At 64.6% G+C, this 14,276-nt stretch carries 18 protein-coding genes; 5 read left to right on the forward strand and 13 right to left on the reverse strand.

The features are described 5' to 3' along the window. Position 1: 1 nt before the first annotated feature. Positions 2 to 535 (reverse strand): peptidylprolyl isomerase, encoded by a 534-nt coding sequence (locus tag MA09_RS14390; protein WP_036249601.1) that lies wholly within the window; start codon positions 533 to 535, stop codon positions 2 to 4. 102 nt (positions 536 to 637) lie between these two features. On the opposite strand from MA09_RS14390, the gene MA09_RS14395 reads away from it, so the two are divergent. From MA09_RS14395 to MA09_RS24165, 3 genes are all read left to right on the forward strand, one after another. Then, positions 638 to 1,759 carry a cupin domain-containing protein gene (locus MA09_RS14395; RefSeq protein ID WP_036249603.1) on the forward strand — a complete coding sequence of 374 codons (1,122 nt, stop codon included), beginning with the start codon at positions 638 to 640 and terminating at the stop codon, positions 1,757 to 1,759. A 12-nt stretch (positions 1,760 to 1,771) separates the two neighbouring features. Further along, positions 1,772 to 2,251 carry a hypothetical protein gene (locus MA09_RS14400; protein ID WP_036249606.1) on the forward strand — a complete coding sequence of 160 codons (480 nt, stop codon included), beginning with the start codon at positions 1,772 to 1,774 and terminating at the stop codon, positions 2,249 to 2,251. A 269-nt stretch (positions 2,252 to 2,520) separates the two neighbouring features. Continuing rightward, positions 2,521 to 2,778 (forward strand): hypothetical protein, encoded by a 258-nt coding sequence (locus MA09_RS24165; RefSeq protein ID WP_081897597.1) that lies wholly within the window; start codon positions 2,521 to 2,523, stop codon positions 2,776 to 2,778. A 161-nt stretch (positions 2,779 to 2,939) separates the two neighbouring features. Here the strand turns inward: MA09_RS24165 and bamC are convergent, their stop codons facing one another. From bamC to MA09_RS14455, 11 genes are all read right to left on the reverse strand, one after another. Beyond that, positions 2,940 to 4,097: an outer membrane protein assembly factor BamC gene (gene bamC, locus MA09_RS14405; RefSeq protein WP_051933443.1), complete on the reverse strand. Its 1,158-nt coding sequence runs from the start codon at positions 4,095 to 4,097 to the stop codon at positions 2,940 to 2,942. A 42-nt stretch (positions 4,098 to 4,139) separates the two neighbouring features. Continuing rightward, the gene (gene dapA, locus MA09_RS14410; protein WP_036249609.1) at positions 4,140 to 5,021 is read right to left on the reverse strand and encodes a 4-hydroxy-tetrahydrodipicolinate synthase; all 882 of its coding nucleotides are present in this window, start codon (positions 5,019 to 5,021) and stop codon (positions 4,140 to 4,142) included. A gap of 57 nt (positions 5,022 to 5,078) precedes the next feature. Beyond that, complete coding sequence (locus tag MA09_RS14415) at positions 5,079 to 5,654, reverse strand: class I SAM-dependent methyltransferase (protein WP_373887848.1); 576 nt, start codon at positions 5,652 to 5,654, stop codon at positions 5,079 to 5,081. Continuing rightward, positions 5,651 to 6,307: a site-2 protease family protein gene (locus MA09_RS24640; RefSeq protein WP_036249611.1), complete on the reverse strand. Its 657-nt coding sequence runs from the start codon at positions 6,305 to 6,307 to the stop codon at positions 5,651 to 5,653. The genes MA09_RS14415 and MA09_RS24640 overlap by 4 nt, the downstream gene beginning before the upstream one ends. Positions 6,308 to 6,485: 178 nt before the next feature. Next, complete coding sequence (locus MA09_RS14425) at positions 6,486 to 7,109, reverse strand: L-threonylcarbamoyladenylate synthase (RefSeq protein ID WP_036249613.1); 624 nt, start codon at positions 7,107 to 7,109, stop codon at positions 6,486 to 6,488. 26 nt (positions 7,110 to 7,135) lie between these two features. Further along, positions 7,136 to 8,011 (reverse strand): protease HtpX, encoded by an 876-nt coding sequence (gene htpX / locus MA09_RS14430; protein ID WP_036249616.1) that lies wholly within the window; start codon positions 8,009 to 8,011, stop codon positions 7,136 to 7,138. A gap of 138 nt (positions 8,012 to 8,149) precedes the next feature. Then, positions 8,150 to 8,359 (reverse strand): cold-shock protein, encoded by a 210-nt coding sequence (locus tag MA09_RS14435; protein WP_036249619.1) that lies wholly within the window; start codon positions 8,357 to 8,359, stop codon positions 8,150 to 8,152. A 232-nt stretch (positions 8,360 to 8,591) separates the two neighbouring features. Next, the gene (locus MA09_RS14440) at positions 8,592 to 9,422 is read right to left on the reverse strand and encodes a 3',5'-nucleoside bisphosphate phosphatase (protein ID WP_036249622.1); all 831 of its coding nucleotides are present in this window, start codon (positions 9,420 to 9,422) and stop codon (positions 8,592 to 8,594) included. Between the two features lie 71 nt (positions 9,423 to 9,493). Continuing rightward, positions 9,494 to 10,042 carry a FlgO family outer membrane protein gene (locus MA09_RS14445; protein WP_036249624.1) on the reverse strand — a complete coding sequence of 183 codons (549 nt, stop codon included), beginning with the start codon at positions 10,040 to 10,042 and terminating at the stop codon, positions 9,494 to 9,496. A 14-nt stretch (positions 10,043 to 10,056) separates the two neighbouring features. Further along, the gene (locus tag MA09_RS14450; RefSeq protein ID WP_036249626.1) at positions 10,057 to 10,728 is read right to left on the reverse strand and encodes a hypothetical protein; all 672 of its coding nucleotides are present in this window, start codon (positions 10,726 to 10,728) and stop codon (positions 10,057 to 10,059) included. 134 nt (positions 10,729 to 10,862) lie between these two features. Then, positions 10,863 to 11,756 (reverse strand): alpha/beta fold hydrolase, encoded by an 894-nt coding sequence (locus MA09_RS14455; RefSeq protein ID WP_036249629.1) that lies wholly within the window; start codon positions 11,754 to 11,756, stop codon positions 10,863 to 10,865. A 154-nt stretch (positions 11,757 to 11,910) separates the two neighbouring features. Here MA09_RS14455 and MA09_RS14460 point away from each other — a divergent pair, with 154 nt between their 5' ends. Then, complete coding sequence (locus MA09_RS14460) at positions 11,911 to 12,435, forward strand: gamma carbonic anhydrase family protein (protein ID WP_036249631.1); 525 nt, start codon at positions 11,911 to 11,913, stop codon at positions 12,433 to 12,435. A 3-nt stretch (positions 12,436 to 12,438) separates the two neighbouring features. Beyond that, positions 12,439 to 13,404: an Hsp33 family molecular chaperone HslO gene (gene hslO, locus MA09_RS14465; RefSeq protein ID WP_152594660.1), complete on the forward strand. Its 966-nt coding sequence runs from the start codon at positions 12,439 to 12,441 to the stop codon at positions 13,402 to 13,404. Positions 13,405 to 13,466: 62 nt separating this feature from the next. Here the strand turns inward: hslO and MA09_RS14470 are convergent, their stop codons facing one another. After that, entirely contained in the window at positions 13,467 to 14,213 is a 747-nt protein-coding gene (locus MA09_RS14470; RefSeq protein ID WP_051933444.1) for a hypothetical protein, read from the reverse strand. Positions 14,214 to 14,276: the final 63 nt, after the last annotated feature.

The raw sequence follows: 14,276 nt of genomic DNA on the forward strand, positions 1-14,276 counted from the left end.
CTTACAGCGGCTTGCTACGGAAGTGGTCGCCCTCTTCGCTGTCTTCCATCTCTTCATGATGGTGACCATGCGCACCGTGCACGTGACCATGGGCGATCTCTTCCGGCGTCGCTTCACGCACGTCGATCACCGACAGGTCGAAACGCAGCGCCATGCCGGCCAGCGGGTGGTTGCCGTCCAGCACAACCTTGTCGTCCGCGATGTCGGTGACGGTGAAGATGGTCGGTTCGTCGTCCACGCCTTCGGCCACGCCTTCGAACTGCATGCCGACTTCGAGCGGTTCCGGGAGGCGCTTGCGGTCTTCGACCTTCACCAGCTCCGGATCGTAGTCACCGAAGGCATCCTCGGGCTCGACCTGGATCGTCGACGAGTAGCCTGCTTCCTTGCCGTCGAGTTCTTCTTCGATCTTCGGCAGGGTGTTTTCGTAGCCGCCGTGCAGGTACACCATCGGCTGGGAGCCCTCCTCGATCAGGTTGTTCTGGGCGTCCGACAGCTTGTAGTTGACCGACACGACCGTATTCTTGGCAATCTTCATCGCAGATCCTTTCGTTATGAACCCCGGATTATACCCTCACCCGACTATGACACCTGTTTGGATGGCATGGTTGGGTGCCTCATTGGCTGGTTATAATGGCGCATGAAAAAATTACAGCTTCTCGGGAATATTACTCCCGCCCAGTTCCTGCGCGATTACTGGCACAAGAAACCGCTGCTGATCCGCCAGGCCATCCCCGGCTTCAAGCCCCTGCTCACCTTCTCGAAACTCGCCGAGCTCGCCCGCCAGAACTACGTCGAATCGCGCCTCGTGACCCTGCGCGACGGCCAGTGGGACATGCAGCACGGCCCGCTCGCCGAACTGCCGGCCCGCACCGAACGCGAATGGACCATGCTGGTCCAGGGCGTCAACCTCCATGACGAGCGCGCCGACGAACTGCTGCGCCAGTTCCGCTTCGTGCCGGACGCGCGCCTCGACGACCTGATGGTCAGCTACGCCAGCGACGGGGGCGGCGTCGGTCCGCACTTCGACTCCTACGACGTGTTCCTGCTGCAGGCGCAGGGCAAGCGCCGCTGGCGCATCAGCGCGCAGCAGAACCTGGACCTGGTCGAAGGCCTGCCGCTGAAGATCCTCGCCAACTTCGAGGCCGACGAGGAATTCGTGCTCGAGCCGGGCGACATGCTCTACCTGCCGCCGCACTACGCCCACGACGGCGTCGCCGAGGGCGAATGCATGACCTACTCGATCGGCTTCCGTTCGCCTTCGTTCCAGGAATTGGGCGAAGCCTTCCTGCAGTTCATGGCCGACTCGATCGACCTGCCGGGCCGCTATGACGATCCGGACCTGCAGCAGCCGAAGAACCCGGCCGAGATCCCGCGCGAGATGCTCTCGACCATTACCGAAGAGCTCAACAAGGTGCGCTGGGACGAGGAAGACGTGACCATCTTCCTGGGCGAATACCTGTCCGAACCGAAACACAACGTGTTCTTCACCGGCCCGGCCAAGCCGCTGACGGTCGGCCGCTTCATGGAGACCGCGGCGAAACGGGGCCTGAAGCTGTCGAGCAAGACCCTGATGCTCTACCGCGGCAAGAACGTCTTCATCAATGGCGAATCCTTCGCCGTCGGCCGCGCCGACAAGGCAGTGCTGGACGTGCTGGCCAACGAGCGGCGCCTCCAGGGCGAGCTGCTGGCCAGCGCCACCGACGACGTGCTCGAAGCCCTGTACACCTGGTACCAGGACGGCTGGGTCGAGCTGGGGTAAGGGAGGACGGCCATGCAGGAAGCACAGACGGTGCGTTTCGATACCCGGGCGGAATTCGACATCCAGTTCCGCGCCTGCCTGGCCGCTGCCCGCGCCCGCATCGACCTGTTCGACCCCGACTTCGCCGTGTTCCCGCTGGGAGCCAGCGAGGTCGAGGCGAGCCTGCGGGAATTCCTCAAGCGTGGCGGGGTGCTGCGCCTGGCAATGCACTCGCCTGCCCATATCGAGCGCCACTACCCGCGCTTCGTACGCCTGCTGCGCGACTACAGCCACCTGCTCAGCTGCCGCAACACACCCAAGGGCCTGCGCACTCTCACCGATTCCTTCTGCATTGCCGACGACGTGCATGTGGTGCGCCGCTTTCACAGTGCGCACATGCGGGGCGGGGCCAGCTTCGCCGTGCCGGACGCCGTCGACCTGCCGCGCCACCGCTTCGATGCGATTTGGGAAGAATCTTTTCCTGTCTTTCAGTCAACCACAACAGGCTTGTGAACGTTATAAGGGTATTGTCACCAAGTTGACGGCCTTGCCGTTTCATCTTGAAACAATATAAAGCTTATTAAGCCGCAAATTACTTTCGCATAGGCATGACTCCGCTATTGCGATTCAGTAAATTTGGCTATAATATCAGGTCAGGAAGGATCCGTTGCCGATCTGGCAGCATTGCTTTTACTGAAAGCACGAGAATTCCTCTGAGCAATAATTACCGGTAATTATTATTCAAACAAGCAGTATTTACTTTTGAAATATTAAGGAAAATCATGAAAAAATCCCTGCTGATCGTTTCCCTGATGGCTGTTGCTCTGGCTGCTTGCAGCAAGAAAGAAGAAGCTGCTCCGGCCGCTCCGACCGCTGCTGAAGCACCGGCTGCTGCTACCACCGACGCTGCTGCCACCCCGGCCGCTACCGACGCAACCACCGCTGCTCCGGCTGCTGACGCTGCTGCTGCAACCGCTACCCCGGCTGCTGACGCTGCTGCGACCACCCCGGCTGCTGACGCTGCTGCGACCACCAAGTAATCAGCACGATCTGATTCGGAACCGGCCTGCGGGCCGGTTTTTTTTCGCCTGCGCGCTGGCGCGCTGCATACGGGTTGCCCGATGGTGCTCCCGTACAGGCAAACAGGCGTAAAAAAACCGGCCATCAAGGCCGGTTTTTCATCGAGCATCGAAACGCAGGATTACTTCAGCTCATCCGTCAGCAGCTTCAGGATCTTCGCGCCGGTCTCGCCGGTCTCCGACTTGCCGTCATTGGTCTGCACGGTCACCTGGCTGGTCGACGCGCCCTGCTCCGCCTTGACGATCACGCGGTAACGCTGGGCTTCCTTGGCCTTGTCTTCGGCACTGCCGAAGGTAAACAGTTTTTTCAGGAAGCCTTCCTTGTTCACAGCATCCGGATCGACGTAGCGCACGAAGTACATGCCCTGCACGCGGTCGCGGTCTTCCACGGTGAATCCGACGCGGTCGAGCGCCAGGCCGACGCGGCGCCATGCGCGGTCGTAACCTTCGTTCAGCTGGATCGCATTGCCGGCCAGCGTGGCCTGCTGCGGCGCCACCGGTGCGCTGGCGACCATGGTCTCGGCCTGCTTGGTTTCCTTCACGCCGGTCAGTTGGGCCACCAGGCGGCCCAGGAACTGCGCCTCCAGGCCCGGGTCGTTCGGACGCACGGTCCAGATCGTGGTTTCCTTCTGGGCACCCTGCAGCACTTCCTCGGCGCCGCGGTGGCTGATCCAGATTTCGGTCGAGCCGTCCGGCAGGCGCTCCAGGCGGGTGCGGAACTTGTCACGCTCGCCGGTCGAGTAGGCGCTGTCGAACACTTTGCCGATCGACCGGCGGATGAAGTCCTGTGGAATCTTCGAACGGTTCTCGACCCAGTTGGTTTCCATGGTGCCGGTCGTGGCCGACTCGGTCTCGATGGCGAAGCCCTGGTTTTCCCAGAACTGGCGCAGCTGCGGCCACAGCTGTTCCGGGGTCTGCTTGACCACCAGCCAGCGCTGGTCGCCGTTGCGCTGCACGCTCACGGCATCGGTCGAGACCGGGCCGATCGGCTGCATCGAACCGGCCACCGGTGCCATCGCACCCTGTGCGCCCATCTGCTGCTGGAAGCCGGAGGCGGTCGCGACACCCTTCCCGTCCGGGACGGCGTAACGGTTGTCGCGCTGCAGCGCGGTCAGGTCAGGCGGGACTTCCAGGGCGGCGGCTTTCTTGGCGCCGCGGTAGTCAACCTTGTCCGATTCGAAGATGGTGGTGCAGCCGGCGAGGCTCAGCGCGATCGCGGTCAGCGTCAGCACGCGCGCGGCGCCAGGAGTCGCGAGGGTCGTAATAGTGCGATTTGTCATGTCGTTCGATATCAGTTACCAGGAACCGGAACCCTCGCGGGTTCAGGCAGAGAGAAGGCCCGCCTGGGCCAGTGCGCCGCGGACGGTAGCATGGAAGGACGCGCCCAGCGGCGCCAGCGGCAGGCGCAGGCCGGACGGGATCTTGCCCATTTCGGCCAGTGCCCACTTGACCGGCACCGGATTCGGCTCGACGAACAGCTTGGCATGCAGGTCGAGCACGCGGTTGTTGATCTCGACCGCGCGTGCCACGTCGCCCGCCATCGCGGCAACGCACAGCTCGTGCATGGCGCGCGGCGCCACGTTGGCGGTCACCGAGATGTTGCCGGCAGCGCCGCAGAACATCAGGGCCATAGCGGTCGGGTCGTCGCCCGAGTACACGCCGAAGGACTTGTCGACCATGCGCAGCAGCTCGATGCCGCGGCCGATGTTGCCGGTGGCGTCCTTGATGCCGACGATGTTGTCGACCTGCGCCAGGTGCGCGACGGTCTCGTTGCTCATGTCGGCAACGGTGCGGCCCGGGACGTTATACAGGATCACCGGCAGGTCGACCGCTTCGGCGATGGCCTTGAAGTGGCGGACCATGCCTTCCTGGGTCGGGCGGTTGTAATACGGGACAACCTGCAGCGTGGCGTCGGCGCCGACGTCTTTGGCGTGCCGGGTGAGCGAAATGGCTTCGGTGGTCGAGTTGCCGCCCGCCCCGGCGATCACCGGGATGCGGCCGGCGGTGTGCTCCACCGCGATCTTGATCAGTTCGGCGTGTTCCTCGGGGGAGACGGTGGCCGATTCGCCCGTGGTGCCGACGATGACGATGCCGTCGGTGCCTTCCGCGATGTGCCAGTCGATCAGCTTGCGCAGAGAGTCGCGGTCAAGACTGCCGTCCTCGAACATCGGGGTGACGATTGCTACGATGCTGCCCTTAATCATATGCGTTGGCCGTGCCGGAAAGTAAATAAAAGTCTGATTGTAGCGGATAGCCCGCGTCTATGGTTCATTCGTGGCCACATTATGGTCGAGCCGCGCCTCGGTTTTGGCAAAGGCGGGGCCAGCCGCGCACAGGCGCTGCACCTGCGCCGGGTGGGGACGGTCGACGTGGCCGTCCTCGTAGGCCAGCACCTGCAAGCCACCCTGGCGTGCCAAGCCCAGCAGTTCCTCGGGCGCCAGCAGGAAGTCCGGATTCGACGGCTTGCCGTAGATCTGGTTTCCCTGCGCAAAGGTTTCGTAGATCAGGATGCCGTCCGGACGCAGGCTGGCGGCCAGCTGCGCAAACAACGGGCGGTACAGGTAATTGGTGACGACGACCAGCGCGAAGCGCCCCGGCTCGAAGGGCCAGACGGCGCCCTCGGCTTCGAGGTCGTGCTGCAGCGTGGCGACATTGCGACCAGCAAGCGGCCCCAGGAGTTCCGGGTTGCGGTCGAGCGCCAGCACCTGCATGCCGCGCGCCGCCAGCAGGCGCGTGTGGCGGCCGCTGCCGCAAGCCAGGTCGAGCGCTTCGCCGGGCTTTGCCAGCGAAGCGAATCGTGCGACCCAGGGCGAGACCGGCAGGTTCATCATGTTCATGTGAGCAGCAGGGTCAGGGGCGAGGCGATCAGCTGCAGCAGGATGCGGCCGAGCGTCATCACCGGCATCACCCAGAAGGCCAGCACGTTCAGGAAGATCAGCGCCAGCACGATGAAGAAACCGTAGGGCTCGATGCGCGAGAACTTGTAGGCCAGGCGGGTCGGCAGCATGCTCGTGACCACGCGGCCGCCGTCGAGGGGCGGAATCGGCAGCAGGTTAAAGGCGAACATCAGGAGGTTGGCGAACAGGCCGGCCTGCGCCACCTTGTGCGGGAATTCCTCCTCCACGCCGAAGGCCACCAGCAGCACCGCCAGCACCAGCCACAGGAAGGCCATGATGAAGTTGGCGCCCGGGCCGGCCAGCGCCACCCAGGCCATGTCGCGCTTGGGGTTGCGCAGGCGGCTGAAATCCACGGGGACAGGCTTGGCGTAGCCGAATACGAAGCCGCTGGTCAGGTACAGCACGATCGGGATGACGATGGTACCGAGGATGTCGACATGGACCAGCGGGTTGAGCGTCATGCGCCCGGCGGCATAGGCGGTGTTGTCGCCGAAGTAGCGGGCGACATAGGCGTGGGCGGCTTCGTGCAGGGTAATCGCAAAAAGAACGGGGAGCGCGTAGACGGCGATATTGCGTATGAGTTCTGGATCCATGTGCGCGATTCTATCAGGTCCGCAGGACCCGGCAGTTAGACCTTGCTGAAGGCATCGCTTGACGGGATGCTGCGGCGTAGGGTGGTCGGCTTGCCGAGCGCGTCCGACTACACGCTGAGTAGACACGAATCGATTATTCCCGGGCTGGCTGAACGCGCGTTCGGCATCGCCGGACACCCTACAGCCCGAACGCAGCCGGATCCCCCCTGCCCTCGCGCACCAGTTCCGGCGCCGGCCCGGTGAGGTCGATGACCGTGGTCGGCTCGAGCGTGCCGGCGCCGCCGTCGATCACCAGCTCGATCTGCTTGCCCAGGCGCTCCAGCACTTCGTCCGGATCGGACAGCATGTGGTCGTCGCCCGGCAGCTGCAGCGTGGTGCCGATCAGGGGCTCGCCCAGCTCCTCGATCAGCGCCAGCAGGATGTGGTTTTCCGGGACGCGCACGCCGATGGTCTTGCGCGAAGGGTGCGACAGGCGGCGCGGCACTTCGCGCGTGGCCTCGAGGATGACCGTGTACGGACCCGGCGTGGTGGCCTTGAGCATCCGGTACTGCGTGTTGTCGACGCGCGCGAAGTGCGCGATCTCGGACAGGTCGCGCACCAGCAGCGTCAGGTGGTGCTTGTCGTCGACGCCGCGGATGCGACGCAGCTTCTCGACCGCGCCCTTGTCGTCGAGGCGACACACCAGCGCATAGGCCGAATCGGTCGGCGCAGCCACGATCCCGCCCGAGCTGATGATCTGGGCAGCCTGCTTGAGCAGCCGGGGCTGCGGGTTCTCGGGATGGATCTGGAAGTATTGGGCCATTGGTCTTGTTTTCGTTTGACAGCAGCTTAGCGCAGCGCCTGCAGCGCGGCGATGCGCTGTTCCATCGGCGGGTGCGTCGAGAACACCGCGCCCCAGCCGCCGCCGCTGCCCGAGATGCCGGAAGCGGCCATCGACGACGGCAGCGCCCCCGGCGCCAGGCCGCCGAGGCGGGCCAGCGCGTGCTGCATCGGCACCGGGGTGCCCAGCAGCTTGGCGGAACCGGCATCGGCGCGGAATTCGCGCTTGCGCGAGAACCAGGCCACGATGATCGAGGCCAGGATGCCGAACGCGATCTCGCACACGAACACGGTGATCATGTAGCCGATACCGGGGCCGCGGTCTTCGCTGCGGAACAGTAACTTATCCACGAAAAAGCCGACCACGCGCGCCAGGAACACGACGAAGGTATTGACCACGCCCTGGATCAGGGTAAGCGTGACCATGTCGCCGTTGGCGATGTGCGCGACCTCGTGGCCGAGCACGGCCTCGACCTCGTCCTGGTTCATGTTGGCCAGCAGGCCGGTGGACACGGCCACCAGTGCGGAATTCTTGAAGGCGCCGGTGGCGAACGCATTCGGCTCGCCCTCGTAGACGGCCACTTCCGGCATGCCGATGCCGGCGCGCTCGGACAGCCTGCGCACGGTGTCGACCAGCCAGCGTTCGGTGGCGCTGGCAGGGGTCTCGATGACGCGCGCACCGGTCGACCACTTGGCCATCGGCTTGCTCATCAGGAGCGAGATGAAGGAACCGGTGAAGCCCACCACCAGCGAGAACACGGCCAGGGCGCCGATGTCGATGCCCTGTCCCGTGACGGCGCGCCCCACCCCGAGCAGGTTGAGTACGAGCGATACCACCAGCACGACCGCAAGGTTGGTGGCGAGGAACAGAACGACGCGTTTCATGGAAAGCCCTCCTGGCAGCAAGATGATGTCAGGCTGCCAAGATTGGGCTGCCGAGCCGGAATTTCAAGCGAAAAAAAGCCCGCATGTGCGGGCCTCGGTATTGCAGTAAGGCGGGCTCGTGAGCGCCGCCCCGGCGGCTTAAATGCCGCGGATGTTGCTCGCCTTGTCGCCTTTCGGGCTGCTGGCGCGTTCGAAGGAGACGCGCTGGTTCTCCGCCAGGCTTTTAAAGCCATCCGACTGGATGTCCTTGAAGTGCGCGAACAGGTCGCCACCGCCTGCGTCAGGGGTAATGAAGCCGAAGCCCTTGGAATCGTTGAACCATTTGACGGTGCCGGTTTGAGTAGTCATGTAAATACCTTGAATGTGATGAGGGCAAAAATGCCGGAATGCACAGGTAAGCAAGAAGAGAGCGACTGTAGGGAATCAAACAGGACTGCCGGACGGCAAGACGGGAAAGAGACCAACGAGAACGACGACTTGATGTTGTGCCCGATTGAAGATACAGGACTTTGCCGGTCTCACCTAATGATTTCGACTTTATTTTACTGTCGCGTGCAGAACTTGCCGGCTATACACAGCATCAGAACCAGTCATGCCAGACCGGCGTCAGCCCTGCCGGCAATGGCGGCAGCTCGGCAAACTCCACCCGGGCTTCTCCCGGCGCATGGAAGTCGGTGCCGCGCGAGGCCAGGAAACCGTAGCGCCGCGCCACCTCGGCATAGCTCAGGTACTGGTCCGGCGTATGGCTGCCGGTGACCACTTCGATGGCGTTGCCGCCGAGCTGGCGGAACTCGTCGAACAGCGCCCCTTCGGCCGTGTCGCTGAACGGGTAGCGACCCGGGTGCGCGATCACGGGAATGCCGCCGGCGCCGCGGATCCAGCCGACGGCGTCGGCCAGCGTGGCCCAGCGGTGCGGCACGTAGCCCGGCTTGCCCTCGGTGAGGTATTTGCGGAACACTTCGGAGGTCGAGCCGCAGGCGCCGATCTCGACCAGGTAGCGGGCGAAGTGGGTGCGCGAGATCAGGTCCGGGTTGCCGACGTAGCGCAGCGCGCCCTCGTAGGCGCCGGGAATGCCGGCATTGGCAAGCTGGGCCGCGATTTCCTGCGCGCGTGCCTGGCGGCCGTTGCGGGTGGCGGCCAGGCCGTCGACCAGACCCTGGTTGTCCTCGTCGATCTGCAGGCCGACGATGTGCACGGTTTCATTGGCCCAGGTCACCGAGATCTCGACGCCGGCCACGAAGCGCATCCCGAGCTCGCCGGCCGCCTTGCGCGCGGCCTTGATCCCGCCGACCTCGTCGTGGTCCGTCAGCGCCCAGACGTCGACACCGCTTCTACGGGCATAGGCGGCGACGGCGCTTGGCGCGAGCACGCCGTCGGAGACGTTGGAATGGCAGTGGAGATCGGCTTTCATGGCGCGGCGACGTCGATAGCAATAGAGCGAAACATTGTACGCGCCAATCGCTCCGCCGTGCGGCTACGGGATCAGTTGGATTGCAGCATGGAACGCACCGTCCCCTCTTTCGCCAGCACGTAGTCGTGGCCGGCAAGCACCAGGTTGGTGGTCGGCTGGATCACCTTGACGTTGATGAAGACGGCATCGCGGGTCTCGGCATACGAGCCGACCACCACGGCCTGGGCATTGTGGGTGCTGGCCACTTCGCCGATCTCGCGGGTGAGCATCAGCTCGCCCTGTCCGCGCTTGAGGTAGACGCTGTTGCGCAGCTTCATCTCCAGCATCTTCATGCCGCCCTGGGCAAGGCGGGTCGAGAGCTGCTCCGACACCAGGCGGCCCAGCATCGAGGTCTGCTCGAGCGCGTCGATGTTGACGATGGTGGCCATGATCAGCGGCTTGTCGTCCGCCAGCTTGCCGCGCAATTGCAGGGCCAGCGCGTCGGCGGCGCGGTAATTTGCGGCAACGAAGGCGTTGGCCGACACCGCGGTGTAGTCGGTACTTGCTTCCGGATTCGTGGCGCAGGCGCCGAGCATCAAGGGCAGCGCCAGCACGGCGGCGCGAAAGGTCAGTGGTCGCATCCGGGGCCTCCTGCTTAGTGATTACGAACCGCGTAGGTCCTCGTGGGTTGCGCCGCCGCGTCGTACAGGGCGCGATCGCTGTCGGTGGTGTAGTACACCGAGGTGGTGCGCGCGTAGTACCGCGCGTCGTCGGCCAGCGACAGGTTGACGATGATCTCGGTCTTCGGCGTGTCGCCGGTGGCGAACTGGGAACGGAACCAGGAATAGGCGTCCTGGGCGAAGATGGCGGCAGTGGCCAGCCACTCGACGGTGTGGTCGATTTCGGTCAGCACCCAGGCGCCCGCCACCAGCAGGCTGCGCTCGCCGGTGAACTTGTACTGCGGACGCTTGGCCGAGAAAGCCACCACCTGGGTGTCGAGTTCGATGCGCAGGGTGTTCGCGTCCGGCACCTTGACCACGATATAGCCTTCGTTGACGAGGGCCGTGACCAGGTGAGCGCTGACACCCTGGGCAAAGGCGCTCGACTGCTGCGAGCCGACGTACAGCGGACGCTTCGCGTTCACCTTCAGCGAAGGCGCAAGCTGGCCGGCCATGTGGCGTGCGATGACACCCCAGTGCGCAGCCGCCTGCAGCTTGGCCTGTTGGGTGCTGGGGAAGTTGGTGGCCACCGGGGCCGGGCTGTAGGGAACGGCGCAGCCTGCCGTCAGGAGGGCGCCGCAAAGCGCGAGGCCGGCTCGAAATCGCATGGTAATCCTGTCAGTCTGATTCGATGGCGCACAGGGCGCCGGGTCGGGTGCGACTGTAGCACACGCATTTCCACACGGCAATTTATTGAGATACTGGCTGAGGGCTGCCTACAACGCCAGGGGCAGGCAAGGCATCAGCCCGGCACTTCGGCCCCGGTCAAGAACGCCTCGATCATCCTTGCCAGCAGTTCCGGCTGATCATGATGCAGCATATGCCCCGCTTCCGGCATCATGCGTGCCGTCACATCGGCCAGGTGCTCGCGCCGCCGGTCGATCTCCGCCCTGGCCTGTTCCTTCGGCCCCATCCAGCGCCACATCTCGGTCTCTTCCGCCTCGACCCACAGCACCGGCGCGGTGATCTGCGTCCAGCAGGCCAGCACCTCGTCGGCGTGGTACAGCAGCGGCCCGGTCATCTTGTGCGCCGGATCGCCCAGGATGCGCCACTGGCCATCCGGATCCTGCGCCGACCAGTGCCCTGCCAGGAAGGCTGCCCGCCCGGCCGGCAAACGGGGATTGGTCTTCTGTAGCCGCGCCGCCACTTCATCCAGGCTGGCATAACCGCGCATCTCGGGCTTGGCGCGCAGTTCGTCGAGCCATTTGGCGAAGCGCCCGGGCGCCTGCGACGGGCGGGTGGCCGGCAGGCCGAAGCCTTCCAGGTTGACGAGTTTGGCAATGCGCTGCGGCCGCACGCCCGCGTACAGGCTGGCGATGTTGCCGCCCATGCTGTGGCCCAGCAGGTTCACCGTATCGCCCCGCGCATAATGGTCGAGCACCGCTTCCAGGTCGGCCAGGTAGTCCGGAAACCAGTAGGTGTCCGAATGCGAGCGCTCGCTCAGCCCAAAGCCGCGCCAGTCGAACGCGATCACGTGCCAATCGCCCTCCAGGGCGTCGACCACGAACTGGAACGAGGCCGAGACGTCCATCCAGCCGTGCTGCATGAAGATCTTGGGGGCGCCTTCGCGGCCCCAGTGGCGCACATGGGTGCGCAGGCCGCGCACGGTCAGGAATTCGGAACGGGATGCTTGCATGGGCTGTGGGCAAAGAGTGGCGAAAAAGTACGACCGTTCGCATTATACCGCTTCAGTCTTGATTTCGTCTTGCCCGGCCCCACTTGCCATCGACCGGACGATGGCGGACGCAGGGTTTACAATAGCGGCATTTCAATCTTCCGCGAGCACATCCATGGCGATTTACCAGCTGGGCGAGCATGCGCCCGAGATCCACGCCTCAAGCTTTGTGGCCGATTCGGCAACCCTGATCGGCAAGGTCACGCTGGAGGCGAATGCTTCGGTGTGGTATGGCGCGACGCTGCGCGGCGACAACGAGCGCATTACCGTCGGCGAAAACAGCAACGTGCAGGAAGGCACGGTGATGCACACCGACATGGGCTTCCCGCTCACGCTGGGCAAGAACGTGACCGTCGGCCACCAGGCCATGCTGCACGGCTGCACGGTCGGCGATGGGTCGCTGATCGGCATCCAGGCCGTCATCCTGAACGGCGCCCGGATCGGCAAGGGCTGCCTGGTTGGCGCCGGCGCGCTGGTCACCGAAGGCAAGGAGTTCCCGGACGGCTCGCTGATCCTCGGTTCACCTGCCAAGGTCGTGCGCACCCTGACGGAAGAAGACATGCTGCGCCTGGAGGCCAGCGCCGCGAGCTACGTGGCGCGCGGCCAGCTATTCAAGGCGGAGCTCAAGCTGATCGGATAAAGAATGACTACTGAAGATATGACTCAAACCGGCGACACCCTCCAGAAATTCATCTTCGATAACGCTGCCGTGCGTGGCGAGCTGATCGAGATTTCCGACACCTGGCGCGAGATCCAGGCCAGGCACGCCTACCCGAAGGCGGTGCGCGCCGCCCTCGGCGAGATGGTGGCGGCCAGCGCCCTGCTGTCGGCCAACCTGAAATTCAACGGTGCCATCGTGATGCAGATCTTCGGCGATGGCCCGGTGCGCCTGCTGGTGGTCGAGTGCGACGCCCAGCTGCGCATCCGCGCCACGGCAAAACTGGCGCCGGATGCCGAGCTGGCCGACGACGCCACGCTGACCCAGATGTTCAATGCGCACGGCAAGGGCCGCTTCGTGATCACCCTCGACCCGGTCGACAAGGTGCCCGGCCAGCAGCCCTACCAGGGCGTGGTGCCGCTGATCGGCGAGGACATGGCGACCGTCATCGAGAACTACATGCTGCGTTCCGAGCAGATGGACACGCGCCTGTGGCTGGCGGCCGACGACCAGGTCTCGCGCGGCCTGCTGCTGCAGAAGCTCCCGCGCCACAGCGGCAAGGACGACCAGCAGAAGCAGGCTTCCGAAGCCGAAGACCTGGAGACCTGGAACCGCGCCGTGATGCTGGGCCAGACGCTCAAGCGCGAGGAGCTCCTGTCCACCGGCATCGAGACCCTGCTCAAGCGCCTGTTCTGGGAAGAGACCATCCGCGTGTTCGATCCGCAGCACCCGCAGTTCCACTGCAGCTGCACGCGCGAGAAAGTCGGCAACATGCTCAAGATGCTGGGCCAGGAAGAGGTCGAGTCGGCGCTGGCCGATCTGGGCGAGCTGGGCATCAACTGCGACTTCTGCGGCAAGCACTATGCCTTCGACAAGGTGGACTGCGCCCAACTGTTCGCGAGCGACACTCCGGTGGAGACGATGATGCCTGCGAGCGGGAGCATCAACTAAGCCTCAACCAAGCCGGCGGATTCGTTTCCTGAAGATGGGCGGCTGTGCCGCCCATCTGCCGTTTACGGCGCAGGCGGAACCGGGGGCTCGGCGAACTCGTACACCACCAGCGCCTCGTCGCCCCAGCTCTTGTCGCGCAGCGGCGCATGGTAGCCTTCCCCGTTGCCGAGCAGCGACAGCCTGGCCTTGCGCTCGCCCGACACCACGGTGGCCGAAGCAAGACGCTTCGGCGCACGATAGATGTAGCCGGTCATCGGCAACCTGCACAGGCCGCCTGCCGCTGCGGCCCCGGCGCGGTACAGCAGCGGTATTTCTTCCTTGCGTACGGCAACGCTGACTTCGCACTCCAGGCGCAGGTCGCCCAGGCGCCGCGCGTTCTCCGGGACGCCTGGCGTGCGCACGCGCGGGCGCCAGCGGATCTCGGCCTTCTTGCGGTTCGAGACCAGATCCGCCTTGTCGTCGAAGGCTTCCTGGCTGCGCGGCAGGACGAAAGTGCCGTCCGCGTCGAGCGGCAGTGCGATACTGACCGCATCGCCGGCGATGCGCAGCTGCAGGCCGTCGGTTTGCGCCGGTTTGCCATCCTTCGTCCACAGTTCGAAGCGCAGGTCTGCCTTGGGCGCCAGCGCACGCTTCTCTTCCCATGCGTCGAGGCCACGTACCATGCGGCGGTAGGGAAGCAGCTCCGGATCCCTGATGCTGCTGACTTCGACCTTTTCGGCGGCCGCTGGCGCTTCCGCCGGGGTACCGTCCTGGGCAAATGCAGGCGCGGCCATCGCCAGCAGCGCGGCGATGATGGAAAGTCGCTTCATGCACATCCTTCATTCGTGAGAGATGCCCAGCATTGTAAAGACAGCCGGATGATCAATGTGCAC

The sequence above is a fragment of the Massilia sp. BSC265 genome, from assembly GCF_000740675.1.
In the GTDB taxonomy this organism is placed as follows: Bacteria; Pseudomonadota; Gammaproteobacteria; order Burkholderiales; family Burkholderiaceae_D; genus Telluria.

Bases quoted from the DNA above. Each gene is read 5' to 3' on its own strand.
- MA09_RS14390 (WP_036249601.1), bottom strand. From the start codon at position 535: ATGAAGATTGCCAAGAATACGGTCGTGTCGGTCAACTACAAGCTGTCG.
- MA09_RS14395 (WP_036249603.1), top strand. From the start codon at position 638: ATGAAAAAATTACAGCTTCTCGGGAATATTACTCCCGCCCAGTTCCTG.
- MA09_RS14400 (WP_036249606.1), top strand. From the start codon at position 1,772: ATGCAGGAAGCACAGACGGTGCGTTTCGATACCCGGGCGGAATTCGAC.
- MA09_RS24165 (WP_081897597.1), top strand. From the start codon at position 2,521: ATGAAAAAATCCCTGCTGATCGTTTCCCTGATGGCTGTTGCTCTGGCT.
- bamC (WP_051933443.1), bottom strand. From the start codon at position 4,097: ATGACAAATCGCACTATTACGACCCTCGCGACTCCTGGCGCCGCGCGC.
- dapA (WP_036249609.1), bottom strand. From the start codon at position 5,021: ATGATTAAGGGCAGCATCGTAGCAATCGTCACCCCGATGTTCGAGGAC.
- MA09_RS14415 (WP_373887848.1), bottom strand. From the start codon at position 5,654: ATGAACATGATGAACCTGCCGGTCTCGCCCTGGGTCGCACGATTCGCT.
- MA09_RS24640 (WP_036249611.1), bottom strand. From the start codon at position 6,307: ATGGATCCAGAACTCATACGCAATATCGCCGTCTACGCGCTCCCCGTT.
- MA09_RS14425 (WP_036249613.1), bottom strand. From the start codon at position 7,109: ATGGCCCAATACTTCCAGATCCATCCCGAGAACCCGCAGCCCCGGCTG.
- htpX (WP_036249616.1), bottom strand. From the start codon at position 8,011: ATGAAACGCGTCGTTCTGTTCCTCGCCACCAACCTTGCGGTCGTGCTG.
- MA09_RS14435 (WP_036249619.1), bottom strand. From the start codon at position 8,359: ATGACTACTCAAACCGGCACCGTCAAATGGTTCAACGATTCCAAGGGC.
- MA09_RS14440 (WP_036249622.1), bottom strand. From the start codon at position 9,422: ATGAAAGCCGATCTCCACTGCCATTCCAACGTCTCCGACGGCGTGCTC.
- MA09_RS14445 (WP_036249624.1), bottom strand. From the start codon at position 10,042: ATGCGACCACTGACCTTTCGCGCCGCCGTGCTGGCGCTGCCCTTGATG.
- MA09_RS14450 (WP_036249626.1), bottom strand. From the start codon at position 10,728: ATGCGATTTCGAGCCGGCCTCGCGCTTTGCGGCGCCCTCCTGACGGCA.
- MA09_RS14455 (WP_036249629.1), bottom strand. From the start codon at position 11,756: ATGCAAGCATCCCGTTCCGAATTCCTGACCGTGCGCGGCCTGCGCACC.
- MA09_RS14460 (WP_036249631.1), top strand. From the start codon at position 11,911: ATGGCGATTTACCAGCTGGGCGAGCATGCGCCCGAGATCCACGCCTCA.
- hslO (WP_152594660.1), top strand. From the start codon at position 12,439: ATGACTACTGAAGATATGACTCAAACCGGCGACACCCTCCAGAAATTC.
- MA09_RS14470 (WP_051933444.1), bottom strand. From the start codon at position 14,213: ATGAAGCGACTTTCCATCATCGCCGCGCTGCTGGCGATGGCCGCGCCT.